A 12,360-nucleotide genomic window follows, 5' to 3' on the forward strand; every position below is an offset into this window, starting at 1 on the left:
TATGAGCCACGACCGGCGCAGAAATTCATTCTTGATTGTCTGGATTGATACGGCACTGACCAACGCCCAATGATGCCACTGTGCCATTTAGCCGGCAAAGGCTTCAGCACCCGCGCTTCGACGCCCTCTCTTCTGGCACACTGCGTGCCGCGGCGCATTTCCCTTCCCGGCGAAAAACGCTATACCGAAGTGAGATCCGCCGCGCGACAGATCCCGCGCCGAAGTTTGCTTTCGCGCACCGCCACCGGAGAAAATCCCCGGTGCACGCGGTCAGATTGGATGTGCAACTTTTTTCGCCATCGGCCCCAGCCGGCCCGGTGGCTCCGCTTTCAGGGAATTTTAGAATGCCCCCAAGACAAGTCATCAACGCCTCGGTCAGCCCCAAAGGCAGCCTGGAAACACTCTCCCAACGCGAAGTCCAGCAATTGAGCGCAGCGGGTTCAGGCAGTATCTACACCCTCTTTCGCCAGTGCGCCCTGGCCATCCTCAATACCGGCGCCCACGTCGACAACGCCAAGACCATCCTCGACGCCTATCACGATTTTGAAGTGCGTATTCACCAGCAGGATCGCGGTGTGCGCCTGGAGCTGCTGAACGCGCCCGCCGACGCATTCGTCGACGGCGAAATGATTGCCAGCACCCGGGAAATGCTGTTCAGCGCCCTGCGCGACATCGTCTACACCGAGAACGAACTGGACAGCCAGCGCATCGACCTGAGCGACTCCCAGGGCATCACCGACTACGTGTTCCACCTGCTGCGCAACGCGCGCACCCTGCGTCCCGGCGTCGAGCCGAAGATGGTGGTGTGCTGGGGCGGACACTCGATCAATACCGACGAATACAAGTACACCAAGAAGGTCGGCCACGAACTGGGCCTGCGCAAACTGGACATCTGTACCGGCTGCGGCCCGGGCGTGATGAAGGGCCCGATGAAGGGCGCCACCATCGCCCACGCCAAGCAGCGCATGAGCGGCGGCCGCTACCTGGGCCTGACCGAGCCGGGCATCATCGCCGCCGAGGCACCGAACCCGATCGTCAATGAACTGGTGATCCTGCCGGATATCGAGAAGCGCCTGGAAGCCTTCGTCCGCGTCGGCCACGGCATCATCATCTTCCCCGGTGGCGCCGGCACCGCTGAAGAGTTCCTGTACCTGCTGGGCATCCTGATGCACCCGGACAACCGCGACCTGCCGTTCCCGGTCATCCTCACCGGCCCGAAAAGCGCCGCGGCCTACCTCGAACAACTGCACGCCTTCGTCGGCGCGACCCTGGGCGATGCCGCCCAGCGCCACTATGAAATCATCATCGACAACCCGGCCGAAGTGGCCCGGCAGATGACCGAAGGGCTCAAGCAGGTCAAACAGTTCCGTCGCGAGCGCAACGATGCGTTCCACTTCAACTGGTTGCTGAAGATCGACGAAAGCCTGCAACGTCCCTTCGACCCGACCCACGCCAACATGGCCGAACTGCAACTGAGCCTTGATCTGCCGCCCCATGAACTGGCAGCCAACCTGCGCCGCGCGTTTTCCGGGATTGTCGCCGGCAACGTCAAGGACAAAGGCATCCGCCTGATTGAGGAGCAAGGCCCGTACAGCATCCACGGCGACCCTGCGATCATGCAGCCGCTGGACAGACTGCTTAAAGCCTTCGTCGAGCAGCACCGGATGAAACTGCCCGGCGGCGCGGCGTATGTGCCGTGCTATCGAGTGGTGAGCTGAGACTGACTGCGCGCTGCCCCTGACCGGGCCAGCGAATCAACAGAGACGCCATGCCCTTTAAGCGGGACATGGCGTTTTTTACCTTGTGGCGAGGGGCAGTGCTGACCCGGTCCCCGCGCCAAACCACCCCTCTTTCACCTGCAACCTCCCGCACGCCCCGGCTCACCCTGTATATTCGCCGCGGCGCTGACGCCAGGGACGCGGATCAGAAAAAAAGGAGTCACGATGTTCTTCCGATTTGCCGCCGATGGGCTGGTGCTGTTTCACCTGCTGTTCATTCTGTTCGTGCTGTTCGGCGGGCTGCTGGTGCTCAAGTGGCGCGGCGTGATGTGGCTGCATCTGCCGGCGGCGGCCTGGGGGGTGGCGGTGGAGGTGTTTCACCTGACTTGCCCGCTGACCCGCTGGGAAAACCTGCTGCGCCATTACGCCGGGCAGGAGGGGTATGCCGATGGGTTTATCGAGCACTACCTGATCCCGCTGATTTACCCGGCCGGGCTGACCAATGGCATGCAGTTGGTGATGGGCAGCGTGGTGTTGCTGATCAACCTGCTGGTCTACCTGCGCCTGGCCCGCCAGTGGCAGCTGCACAGAGCGGCTTAGGCCTCGACAGTGACCTGGCCGGCACTGGCACGCTCGTAGGCTTCGCCCATGATGCGCCAGGTCGCCGGGTCGGCAGGAATCAGGTGCTCGATACGCAAGGAGGCCACGGTGATATCCAGCGGCATGCCAAAGGTGGTGAAGGTCGACAGAAAGCGCAACTCGCCCACTGTCGACGCCACTCGAGTCAGCAACAGCGGAGCCGACGGGCTGGCGCTCGAAGCCGGATCGACCTCGGCAGCCGAAGGCAGGCTCGTCAGCAGCGCAGCCAGGGCCGGACAATTGAGCGCCTCGCGGGATGCACGCTGCCAGGCGACCTGACGGATTTCATCGGCATTGAGCAAGTGGTCACCCAGGCCGCCGGGCTCAAGCAACGTGCGCAGCAGGTTGAACTCGCCCGGGGCCGCACTCGCGGGCAACCCCACCAACCCGAACAGCACCCCGGTCGCGGCATTCGCCGCCAGCACCTGCCAGGCGCTGTCGAGCACAATGGCCGGGGCCGGATTGTTGGCGTGCAGCAAGTGCATCAGCGCGCTGTGCACCGCCTGCATATTCGGATCAGCCAGGGGCAAGGCCTCGTAGCGCGGCGCATAGCCGGCGGCGAGAAAGGCCGCGTTGCACTCTTCCAGGGGCGTGTCCAGGGCGGTCAGCAGGGCATGCAGCATCGCCGGGCTGGGCTTGGCGCGGCCAGTTTCGACGCAGCTTAAATGCCGCTGGGAAATTCCCGATTGCAGGGCCAGCTCCAGCTGGCTGAGGCGCGCCCGCTGGCGCAGGCGGCGCAGTTGCGCACCGACCGGTTGCTGAGGATCAAGGAGTTTTAGCATGGCGCGACTCTGGCAGCTGGTCGCGGGCGTGTCTATGACCTGGGAGGTCATTGAGTGTCGGCGCGCACCCCGGCTAGCCTGTGCTCACCCTTCGCCACGCCAGCCTTGAACCATGAAGAACCTCGTATTCATCACCTGCCTGAGCCTGTTCTTCGGCCATGAACTGGACGCCGTCAGCCAGGCCGAATGGCGACTGTTGTATGGCTTGCGCGAGCTGCAGGCAGACAGCGCCCGGGCACTGTTCGTGGCGCTGCATGTGCCCTTGATGGGCGTGGTGCTGTGGCTGGGCTGGCACCCGGCAAGGCGCTGGCGCGAATCCAGCCGCAGGCTGCTGGCCGGTTTTGCCGTGGTGCACGCTGGCCTGCACTTCAACCTGCGCCTGCACCCGCTCTACAGCTTCGATTCAGTGCTGTCGCAACTGCTGATTTTCGGCTGCGCGGCCGTGGCATCGCTGTACCTGCTTCTGACTCTCATGGACCGCCTCTCGACCCACCGCCGCCCCCTGACCGCACAAGGAAAGTGAAATGCGCCGCCCCACCCTCGCCCTCGTCACCCTGCTGGCCTTCAGCGCCTACACCCTCTTCACCCTGGCAACCGCCGAGCAGTCGCTGCTGCAATTCGGCCTGCAGCTGATGTCACGCCCCGACACCGCCCAGGTGGTGATCGACCTGTACCTGATGGCGCTGCTGGCCGGCATATGGATGCTGCGCGATGCCCGGGCCCGGGGCCGCTCAATGAGCAGCGTGCTGCCGTACCTGGCGCTGACGGCGCTGTTCGTGTCCATCGGCCCGTTGCTGTACCTGGTGGTCAATGGCGGGCACAAGGGACGCTGAAAACCCGGCGTGGCGAATCAAGGTGCTGCGCAGTTACCATGGGCGCCCTTACAGCGCCACGCACGGATGCAGCTTGTGCGGCAGGCGATTCATTGATTGATCTGCACGAGCGCCCCGACCTTGTCCCACCTATTGGCAAAAGCCGCCGAGAGCGGCAACCTTCCTGCCCTGCTGCGCCTGCTCGAGGGCGGCGCGGACCTTGAATGGACCCACAAGGGCACCGGCCGCACGGCCTTGCTCAGCGCAGTCATCGCCGAGCAATGGGAAGCGACCGTGGCCCTGCTCGATCGCGGCGCCCATATCGACCATCAATGCACAGCCCTGGGCTACAGCGCCCTGGCCTGGGCCAGCCATGCAGGCAACGCCTCCCTGGCCACGCTGCTGATCAAACGCGGCGCCGCCCTCGACCTGGCGTCCCCGGAACTCAAACGCACGGCGCTGATGTGCGCCGCGCAGGCCGGCCATCCCGCCTTGGTCGCGCTGCTGCTGGATGCCGGCGCCAACCCGCAGCTGCTGGATTTCAAGCAGCAAAGCGCCTGGTCCCTGGCCCAGGACAAAGGCCACCAGGCGGTGCTGCAACGCCTGGAGCAAGCCGGGCTTGGCGCGCCGCCTGCGCCTGCGCCCACCCCGGTCCTGCCGTGGCCGGACCCGGTCGATGACCGCACCGATCCGATCAGCGTCGTGCGCGGCTACACCCTGGCCATGCACGCCTGGGAACAACGGGGCAACGCCCTGAGCGCAGCCGACCCCGGGCATGGCAGCGATGGCAGTTTCTGGGCCGAACAGGAGCAGATCGTCGAGCGTTTTTGCACCCAGCGCCAGCGTGTCTACAAACATCATTCCCACGGCTGGCCCACCACCTACGCGCCCGAGGATCAGTTGCTGGCGTGTGACCCGCTGTCGGCCAACCAGACGGCGGTCATCATCCGCGATCCGGCCGAACGCAGCCTGTGCTACGAGCACCGCTTCCTGCTCAAGCGCACGGCCGGGCAATGGCGCATCGACAGCGTGAAACGCCGCCTGGCCGGCACCGAGAAATGGCAATCGAGCATTCTGTAGCGCCCTGCGCGCCCCTCTCCCACCCCAGGACCTGAAACATGAAATATGACGACGCCGCCTGGCACTACGAAGGCGATTATCCCAAGGACCTGCCGGACACCGCAGCCGCGACCCATATCGGTATGTTCCTGGCCTGGATGCTGCTCAACGGTTTGGCCAGCGAGGAATTGCTGGAGGATGCCGACAGTGACATCGACGACCTGCAGGCGCGGCGCATCAGCGGGCCGGCCTTTGTGCGGCGGGTATTGGACGAGAAGCTCACCGATCAGGAATTCAGCGAGCAAGGCAACGCCTTTACCCTGGCCTATTACAAAGGCCTGGATAACGACAGCCGCTACATCGACGACTACTTCCAGGTGTTCGAGGTCGACGAGGCGTCGCTGTATGGCGTCGAAGACAGTTGGGAAAACTACGAGCGCCTGGCACCGCTGATGGATGCCCGCTTCGCGGCCTGGAAGGCGCAAGGCCAGCCGCTGTATATCGTTTGAAAGCCCGTGTTCGAATCAAGCCCCGGCGCCTTTGACAGCGTCGGGGCATCAACCCTGCGGCGGCGGGTCAGACCGCGCTCAAGTGCTCATAGAGAATGGTGCCGCCGACGATCATCAACACGATCCCGCCAAGGATCTCGGCGCGCTTGCCCACCAGGCTGCCCAGTACACGCCCGAGCAGGGTGCCCAGGGTCACCATCACCATGGTTGCCAGGCCGATGGCCGCAGCGGCCACCAGGATATTGACCTCGACAAAGGCCAGGCCCACGCCCACCGCCAATGCGTCGATGCTGGTGGCCACGGCGGTGACGGCCAGTACCCAGAACGAGTGCTGGGTCGACTTTTCGACTTCCTGTTCGTCGTCAGGCTTGAGGCCGGCATAGATCATGTGCAGGCCCAGGCCCAGCAACAGGACGAAGGCGATCCAGTGATCCCACTCGGTGACATAGCTGCTGGCGGCCTGGCCGATGGCCCAGCCGATCACGGGGGTGATGGCTTCGATCACACCGAAGATCAGGCCGGTGCGCAGGGCTTCGCTGAAACGGGGTTTGTTGAGGCTGGAGCCTTTGCCGATGGCCGCCGCAAACGCATCGGTGGACATGGCAAACGCGAGGAAGATAAGGGCTACTGCATTCACGGTTATGTACCAGTCGGGCCTGAGCAACGACATAGCCCTGCGCGCCCGACTTCAGCACAGGTATGTCGTTGGTCTCGCCAATCCCGACGGATGCTGTGGCCACGGCAGGTTGCCGAGAATGTTGACCAACAGCGCCATCACTCACGTGACGGCCGGCTACTCCCCAAAGAGGTTGCGGAGAATACCAGCCATGCGTGAAAAAAACGTGAAAGTGTTTTTCAGGCTGTTGCAGGCTCGCCCAGAGGGCTGGCGAACCGGGTCACCGGCCCTGCCCTACTGCAGGCGCGGCCCCTGCCCCGGGTTTGGCTCGGCGGCGAGGCCCAGGTGCTCCTGGACAAAACGGGCAGCCTGGCGGGTCATCTGATCCAGTTGCCGGTCGCGTTTTTTCTCGGCCTCGAGCATGGCCTTCCTGCCGTGCTGCGCCAGCAGGTAACTGTGAATCTGCCGCACCTCCAGCGAGCTGTAGATCGGCGCCACGTCCAGCACCGGCAGCAAGCCTTCAGTGCTGTGGTCGCGGGTATTCATCAACACCTGGGGGCCGCGGGTGCCCAGCACCTGAAACCCCAGCGCCTCGAAATACGGAACCTTGGCAACGCTGCAGGCCAGCTCCGCGTGGGGGTAGCGCGCGAGCATCTGCGCCAGCATGGCCCGGGCAATACCCTGGCGCCGATGGCGGGCGTGCACGGCCATATAGGGCACTGCGCAAGCCTGCGGATCGTCCTTGACCGGCAGGCACAGCAGGAAGCCCAGCACCGTCTCGGGCTGCTCCGGGTCCAGGGCCACGATCAGCTCGACGGCCATGCCGCGCGAGCCGTCCATGGCCGCCAGGTACAGGTGTACCTCGTAGCCGACGCCGTATTGATACAGGTTGTAGAGGGGGTTGCTGGGGGTGATGGCGAGCAGGCTGACATCGCTCAGGTAGTCCACCACCATTTGCAGGATCTGGCTGTTGACCGACTCGGGAGGCGGGGCTTGGAAAAGGCTGATAGTGCACATCGAACGTCTGACTCCGGGGGTTGAGGCGTGCCCGCCGCCACAAGGGGCGGCGCCGGGCCGGCCCATCATAACCCGAGCGCGGCCCAGGGCATGCCGCGGCAATCGGTTCGCGGCTTGCAGGCATTTGTGCAAAAGCGCTTTGCATTCCTGGCGATAACCTCGGCCGCGAGGGCGTCTTAGACTGGCCGCCGGTGCAATTCGCACCGTCTCCGGGAGCGACAGGTGCAGCACATTTTCGACATCAACTGGGCCCTTTGGCTTTCGACCATGGCCCCACTGACCCTCAGCGCCGGCCCCGGCAACCTGATGGTCGCGACCTCCGGCGCGCAGAGTGGCGCACGCCGCTCCCTGGGTTTTATCGCCGGGCTCGACCTGTGTTATTTCCTGCTGGCACTGCTGGTGGGGCTGGGGCTGTCCCATAGCCTGATGAACCAGCCGCAGTTGCTGTGGCTGCTGCGGGTCGCGGGCAGCCTGTACATCCTCTGGCTCGGCCTGCGCCTGTTGTGGCGTGCACTGCCCGCTCCGGGGGCCGAGGCCCGGCAACTGCGCTGGCGTGACGGAGTCATGGTGCAGTTGGGCAATGTGCAGGGCATGGTCATGCTGCTGGTGATGTTCTCGACCTTCATGCCCAGCGGTGACAGCCGCAGCATCGCCCTGGTGCTGGCCCTCAGCGCGGCGCTGATCAGCCTCAACTTCTGCGCGCACCTGATTTGGGTCTCCATGGGCTCGAGCGTGCAACGCCTGCTGCGCACCCGGCCGCGATTGCTGGTGGCCCAGAACAGGCTATTCGGCCTGATGCTGATGGCAGTGGCGGTCTGGATCTTTATGCGCAGCGGCGCCCACTGAGGGGCACGATCAAGGCCGCGGCGCCAGGCAGCGCTGGAACTGCGCCACCAGGTGCTCCACCACCCGGTCCACACGCTCCAGGCCCTGGGTCGCCTGGTTGCGCAGCAACCAGATATCGGCGCCCTGGGGCGGCAGGTCATCCAATACCGGATGCAAGCCCTCGCCCTGCCCGACATAGGCCGGCAACGCCGCGATGCCGAGGTTGGCCTGCACCGCCTTGAGCTGGGCCGTGAGGTTGGCGGTGCGCATCCAGGGTGTCTGCCCGCCGCTGATCTGCTCCAGCCATTGCGCCAGCGGCATATGGGCCATGGCCGTGCTCCAGCCGATCAGCGAGTGCTGCGCCAACTCGGCCGCCGAACCCGGCACCCCGTGCCGCGCGGCATAGGCCGGGGAACAGAACAGCCCCTGGGCCAGCCACCCCACCCGGCGCAGGGTGAAGTTGCCCTGGTCCGGACGGTGCAGGCGCACGATGACATCGCTGTGGCTTTGCGTGAGTTTTGCCGAGGACGCGCTGTTGCTGAAGTCGAAACTGATCTGCGGGTACTGCTGACGAAACTCATCGAGCCCCGGAATGATCAGGTGGGTACCCATCAACTCCGGACAATCGATACGCACCTGCCCGGCCAGGCCCGCGCCGGGCTGCGCCAGCTGGCGCTCGATCAGGCGAAAACGCTCCTCGGTCTCCAGGGCCAGGGGCACCAGCGCCGCCCCGGCTTCGCTGAGGAAATAACCATTGGTTTTCTTCACGAACAGCGTGCGGCCCAAGGCCTGTTCGAGGGCGGCGATCCTGCGCGCAACGGTCGAGGCCGAGAGCTTGAGCATCGCTCCCGCGTCGGTGAGGCTGCCGGATTGTGCAACGGCAATGAAACACTTCAGATCATCCCAGTTCACTGTTTTACACGCCCCAAAACCCATCCTGTGGCGGGCGATCTTATGCGAATTCACCCAATGACCCAGCAGCTTTTTCCACGGCCCCTCAGCGGCTGGGCCGGGCACGGTGCCCACATCCGCCGTCATGGCGCGCGAAGGCCTTCTATGCTGTGTGCTCGAACTTATGGATCGCTGCCTCCCTCCCTACAGGATCGCCACCGATGAAAACCTTGGGTTATGCCGCACAAAACGCCGGGGCGCCGCTTGCCCCCTTCAACTTCCAGCGCCGCGCACTGCGGCCCAACGATGTGGCGATGCAGATCCTGTATTGCGGGGTCTGCCATTCCGATCTGCACCAGGCCCGCAACGATTGGGGCGCCAGCCGCTACCCCATGGTCCCGGGTCACGAGATTGTCGGTCGGGTGACGGCGGTCGGGGCCGAGGTCACGCGCTACAAGGTCGGCGATGCGGTCGCCGTAGGCTGCATGGTCGACTCGTGCCAGGAGTGCGACCAATGCCGCAAGGGCGAAGAGCAAATGTGCCGCGAGCACAACACCCAGACCTACAACGGCGTTGACCGCATCAGCAAGGAAGCGACCCAGGGCGGCTACTCCAAGCACCTGGTGGTCCGCGAAGAGTTTGTGCTGCGGGTGCCGGATGGCCTGGACCTGTCCAAGGCCGCGCCACTGTTGTGCGCCGGGATCACTACCTACTCGCCGCTGCGCACCTGGAATGTCGGCCCCGGCAGCCGGGTCGGCGTCATCGGCCTCGGCGGCCTGGGGCATATGGCGGTCAAGCTGGCCGTGGGCCTGGGGGCGATTGTCAGCGTGCTCAGCCGCAGTGCCGACAAGACCGCCGACGCCCTGGCCCTGGGCGCCGACCGCTTGATCGTGTCCAGCGATCCGGCGGCCATGGCCAAGGCCCAGTCGAGCTTCGACCTGATCATCGACACCATCCCGGTACGCCACGACGTGTCGCCGTACATGCCGCTGCTGGACGTGGACTGCACCCTGGTGATCGTCGGCCAGGTCGGCCCGATCGATGAACAACTGACCCTGCCCATGCTGCTGGGTCGGCGGCGGCTGGCCGGGTCGCCCATCGGCGGGATCGCCCAGACCCAGGAAATGCTCGATTTCTGCGCGCGCAAAAACATCCTGCCGGACTGCGAGATGATCGCCATGCAAGACATCAACCACGCCTTCGAACGCATGGAGCGCGCCGATGTGCGCTACCGCTTCGTGATCGACATGGCGTCCCTGGCGGCCCCGGCCGAAGCCTGAGTCGCTGGCCTCAAGCCGCCCGTCGCTTGCGCGCCGGGCGGCTTTTTTGCGCCTGACGACCCCATGAGCAGTCAAAAATCTTCGCCGATCACGAGCCGAAAAACCCTGAAACCTATGCCTTGAAGGACTGCGAGGACAGATCGGCGATCATCTGCGGTCCGGGTCAAGTACCTGGCTAATAACGCGACTGAAGGTCGCCTTGACAATGTACGATTACTTTCGTACAAATGGAGGCCAACATGGAAAGAGGCTTCAGACAAGCAAAGCGCGACCTGATCGCGGCATTGCAAACCGGCAACTATCTGCACGCGGTGCGTGGTTCGATCGAGGTCAAGAACCTGCTGGCCACCGCCGAAGTCTCGGTGCCGGAGCTGATCGAGATCATCGAGCAATGCACGGGCCGGCATCACAGCAGCAGCCCACACCATGCAGCGCCGCAAATCGAGGTCCATGTGCTGGCCAGAAGGCCGTGGTACATCAAGTTCTATTTCATCGAACCGGATGCCTGGTTTATCAGCGTCCACCAGTGAGGGCAGCCCATGAAACTTCTCTTCGAAGGCGATCACGGCCAGGCGCTGTGCGAGCCATGCCAACAACTGGTCGCCACGACCTATGTCCGTCGTGACGTGCCATTCAGTGACGGCCACGGCGAGGCCAAGGATATTCTGGTGGGGGTCTGCCAGGTGTGTGACACGGTGGTGGCCATCCCTGCCCAGTCCACGCCGGCGATCAAGGAGTCACGCAAACTGCCGCAGACCTCGATCGAGGCGCGCCTGCCGGCGATCTACCTCGACGCCCTGGATGCCGCGATGCATTCGGTCACCGCAGAGGCCGGCGTGCATATTCGCAAGCTGTTCTTCAGCTACTACTTCCACGAACTGGCAGGGCACGTGGCCACCGCCGCCGCGAACCTGCAGCGGGTGCACGAGGCCTTCAGCCAAGCCCTCGCCGAGCAGCTCGGCGCACGCCAGCTGCCGCCTTCGCCGTCGATGAAGCGCTTGTCGATGAAGGTCAATCCCCATGTGGCCGAGGACTTTACCCGGCTGTTGCAGGCCACCCGCATGAGCCAGACCGAGTTGCTCAAATCGGTGATCTCGCAGATCCAGGCCGACGTACTCGAAGCCAGAAATCCCAGCGTCATCGACGCGTTGCGAAGGCTGACCCGGGTCGCCCTGTAACCATCAGGGCCCAATTAGCCGGGGCGTTGTTGGCCCCTGGCCGACTCGCCCAGTCACGTTCACACGCCTGCGCCAGCCCGCGCTTCGCGAACAAAATACTGCTCGATCACCGGCCCGCCCCACTGCTGACCCGTCTCTTCACGGGCCAGGGTAAACCCGCAGTCTTCATAGAGTTTGCGCGCCACATCCAGGCCCTTGAAGGTCCACAGGCGAGTCCGGGCGAACCCCCAGCCGTCACAAAAATCCATGGCCTCTGCCAGCAGGCGTTTGCCGGCGCCCCGCCCTCGCGCCGCTTCGTCGAGAATAAAACAGCGCAACGTCGCCTGGTTGTCTTCGCCTTCACCGTCGATGGCGATCGAGCCGACAATCCTTTCGCCGTCCATCGCCGCCCAGACCTGGTTGCGCGGGTTGTGCAGACGCCCCATCAACTCGGCCATATCGGTGGCCACCAGGCTTTCAAATGGCTGGCCGAACCGAGCATGGTCGGCGTAATAGCGGGCGTGCATTTCAACGATGCGGCCGATGATCCCGGGCTGATAGCCCGCAACAATCCGCAGGGGCGCCAGCACCGCTGCCGAGGCGCCCAGGCGCTGGGTTTGCAGAGCGCCGGCATAGTGGGCCAGCCCTGCACCGACGGTTTGTTGCTGCTCCGGGCCCAGGTGGGCGATGGCGTTGCCCACCTGCCCGGCAGCAAAGCGATCGATGGCGCGCACGGTCTTGCGCCCCCGCGCCGTGAGCCGCAATGGCTTGGCGCGCCCGTCCTGGGTGCTGGTCAGTTCCTCGATCTCGCCGGCGTCGATCAGTTTGCGCACCATGCGGCTGACGCTGGATTTTTCCAGGCCCAGCAATTGCGCCAGCTCCGCACCGGTCAGGGCCCCGTGCTGGCCCAGCTCCACCAGGCTGTGCACCGCCGAGGGCGGATAGTCGGTGGCGGCCAGGGTCGCATTCATAAAGCCAAGCTCACGCACCATCAGGCGTGAGGCCGAACGAATCTGCTGAATCAGCGCAACGGGAGATGAGCTCATGGCCAGGCC

The 12,360-nt window shown here is 64.6% G+C and carries 15 protein-coding genes; 10 read left to right on the forward strand and 5 right to left on the reverse strand.

Annotated elements, in window-relative coordinates; translation table 11 throughout:
* Nucleotides 1-344: 344 nt before the first annotated feature.
* Nucleotides 345-1,718, forward strand: coding sequence for a nucleotide 5'-monophosphate nucleosidase PpnN (ppnN, locus tag AC19YX_RS04265; protein WP_078472566.1), 1,374 nt, complete (start codon nt 345-347; stop codon nt 1,716-1,718).
* 225 nt (nt 1,719-1,943) lie between these two features.
* A complete protein-coding gene (locus AC19YX_RS04270) occupies nt 1,944-2,318 on the forward strand; it encodes a DUF2784 domain-containing protein (protein WP_421547186.1) in 375 nt (124 codons plus the stop codon).
* Here the strand turns inward: AC19YX_RS04270 and AC19YX_RS04275 are convergent.
* Nucleotides 2,315-3,139, reverse strand: a complete 825-nt coding sequence (locus tag AC19YX_RS04275; RefSeq protein ID WP_421547187.1) for a helix-turn-helix domain-containing protein — start codon at nt 3,137-3,139, stop codon at nt 2,315-2,317. The genes AC19YX_RS04270 and AC19YX_RS04275 overlap by 4 nt on opposite strands.
* A gap of 112 nt (nt 3,140-3,251) precedes the next feature.
* Here AC19YX_RS04275 and AC19YX_RS04280 point away from each other — a divergent pair, with 112 nt between their 5' ends.
* The 4 genes from AC19YX_RS04280 (at nt 3,252) to AC19YX_RS04295 (ending at nt 5,519) form a co-directional block, all read left to right on the forward strand.
* Nucleotides 3,252-3,662 carry a DUF6713 family protein gene (locus tag AC19YX_RS04280; protein ID WP_500605733.1) on the forward strand — a complete coding sequence of 137 codons (411 nt, stop codon included), beginning with the start codon at nt 3,252-3,254 and terminating at the stop codon, nt 3,660-3,662.
* Nucleotide 3,663: 1 nt separating this feature from the next.
* Nucleotides 3,664-3,972 (forward strand): DUF2834 domain-containing protein, encoded by a 309-nt coding sequence (locus tag AC19YX_RS04285; protein WP_078472570.1) that lies wholly within the window; start codon nt 3,664-3,666, stop codon nt 3,970-3,972.
* Nucleotides 3,973-4,092: 120 nt separating this feature from the next.
* Nucleotides 4,093-5,031, forward strand: a complete 939-nt coding sequence (locus AC19YX_RS04290) for an ankyrin repeat domain-containing protein (protein ID WP_500605734.1) — start codon at nt 4,093-4,095, stop codon at nt 5,029-5,031.
* Nucleotides 5,032-5,069: 38 nt separating this feature from the next.
* Complete coding sequence (locus tag AC19YX_RS04295) at nt 5,070-5,519, forward strand: DUF7832 domain-containing protein (protein WP_421547190.1); 450 nt, start codon at nt 5,070-5,072, stop codon at nt 5,517-5,519.
* Nucleotides 5,520-5,586: 67 nt separating this feature from the next.
* Here the strand turns inward: AC19YX_RS04295 and mntP are convergent, their stop codons facing one another.
* Both mntP and AC19YX_RS04305 read right to left on the reverse strand, forming a co-directional pair.
* Entirely contained in the window at nt 5,587-6,156 is a 570-nt protein-coding gene (gene mntP, locus AC19YX_RS04300) for a manganese efflux pump MntP (protein ID WP_421547191.1), read from the reverse strand.
* Nucleotides 6,157-6,429: 273 nt separating this feature from the next.
* Nucleotides 6,430-7,152 (reverse strand): GNAT family N-acetyltransferase, encoded by a 723-nt coding sequence (locus AC19YX_RS04305; RefSeq protein ID WP_500605735.1) that lies wholly within the window; start codon nt 7,150-7,152, stop codon nt 6,430-6,432.
* Nucleotides 7,153-7,374: 222 nt separating this feature from the next.
* On the opposite strand from AC19YX_RS04305, the gene AC19YX_RS04310 reads away from it, so the two are divergent.
* Complete coding sequence (locus AC19YX_RS04310; RefSeq protein WP_500605736.1) at nt 7,375-7,998, forward strand: LysE family translocator; 624 nt, start codon at nt 7,375-7,377, stop codon at nt 7,996-7,998.
* 9 nt (nt 7,999-8,007) lie between these two features.
* On the opposite strand, the gene AC19YX_RS04315 is transcribed toward AC19YX_RS04310, so the two are convergent.
* On the reverse strand, nt 8,008-8,889 hold the full coding sequence (locus tag AC19YX_RS04315; RefSeq protein WP_500605737.1) for a LysR family transcriptional regulator: 882 nt from the start codon (nt 8,887-8,889) through the stop codon (nt 8,008-8,010).
* Nucleotides 8,890-9,089: 200 nt separating this feature from the next.
* Here AC19YX_RS04315 and AC19YX_RS04320 point away from each other — a divergent pair, with 200 nt between their 5' ends.
* The 3 genes from AC19YX_RS04320 (at nt 9,090) to AC19YX_RS04330 (ending at nt 11,326) form a co-directional block, all read left to right on the forward strand.
* A complete protein-coding gene (locus AC19YX_RS04320; protein ID WP_078472575.1) occupies nt 9,090-10,148 on the forward strand; it encodes an NAD(P)-dependent alcohol dehydrogenase in 1,059 nt (352 codons plus the stop codon).
* 239 nt (nt 10,149-10,387) lie between these two features.
* A complete protein-coding gene (locus AC19YX_RS04325; protein WP_020298850.1) occupies nt 10,388-10,678 on the forward strand; it encodes a hypothetical protein in 291 nt (96 codons plus the stop codon).
* 9 nt (nt 10,679-10,687) lie between these two features.
* Nucleotides 10,688-11,326 carry a hypothetical protein gene (locus tag AC19YX_RS04330; RefSeq protein ID WP_201130518.1) on the forward strand — a complete coding sequence of 213 codons (639 nt, stop codon included), beginning with the start codon at nt 10,688-10,690 and terminating at the stop codon, nt 11,324-11,326.
* Nucleotides 11,327-11,385: 59 nt separating this feature from the next.
* Here AC19YX_RS04330 and AC19YX_RS04335 read toward each other — a convergent pair whose 3' ends face one another.
* On the reverse strand, nt 11,386-12,351 hold the full coding sequence (locus AC19YX_RS04335) for a bifunctional helix-turn-helix transcriptional regulator/GNAT family N-acetyltransferase (RefSeq protein WP_201130517.1): 966 nt from the start codon (nt 12,349-12,351) through the stop codon (nt 11,386-11,388).
* Nucleotides 12,352-12,360 lie beyond the last annotated feature (9 nt).

It is taken from the genome of Pseudomonas sp. MF09150, assembly GCF_059862355.1.

Bases quoted from the DNA above. Each gene is read 5' to 3' on its own strand.
- AC19YX_RS04325 (WP_020298850.1), top strand. From the start codon at position 10,388: ATGGAAAGAGGCTTCAGACAAGCAAAGCGCGACCTGATCGCGGCATTG.
- AC19YX_RS04295 (WP_421547190.1), top strand. From the start codon at position 5,070: ATGAAATATGACGACGCCGCCTGGCACTACGAAGGCGATTATCCCAAG.
- AC19YX_RS04275 (WP_421547187.1), bottom strand. From the start codon at position 3,139: ATGCTAAAACTCCTTGATCCTCAGCAACCGGTCGGTGCGCAACTGCGC.
- AC19YX_RS04330 (WP_201130518.1), top strand. From the start codon at position 10,688: ATGAAACTTCTCTTCGAAGGCGATCACGGCCAGGCGCTGTGCGAGCCA.
- AC19YX_RS04320 (WP_078472575.1), top strand. From the start codon at position 9,090: ATGAAAACCTTGGGTTATGCCGCACAAAACGCCGGGGCGCCGCTTGCC.
- AC19YX_RS04285 (WP_078472570.1), top strand. From the start codon at position 3,664: ATGCGCCGCCCCACCCTCGCCCTCGTCACCCTGCTGGCCTTCAGCGCC.
- AC19YX_RS04335 (WP_201130517.1), bottom strand. From the start codon at position 12,351: ATGAGCTCATCTCCCGTTGCGCTGATTCAGCAGATTCGTTCGGCCTCA.
- AC19YX_RS04305 (WP_500605735.1), bottom strand. From the start codon at position 7,152: ATGTGCACTATCAGCCTTTTCCAAGCCCCGCCTCCCGAGTCGGTCAAC.
- AC19YX_RS04280 (WP_500605733.1), top strand. From the start codon at position 3,252: ATGAAGAACCTCGTATTCATCACCTGCCTGAGCCTGTTCTTCGGCCAT.
- AC19YX_RS04270 (WP_421547186.1), top strand. From the start codon at position 1,944: ATGTTCTTCCGATTTGCCGCCGATGGGCTGGTGCTGTTTCACCTGCTG.
- ppnN (WP_078472566.1), top strand. From the start codon at position 345: ATGCCCCCAAGACAAGTCATCAACGCCTCGGTCAGCCCCAAAGGCAGC.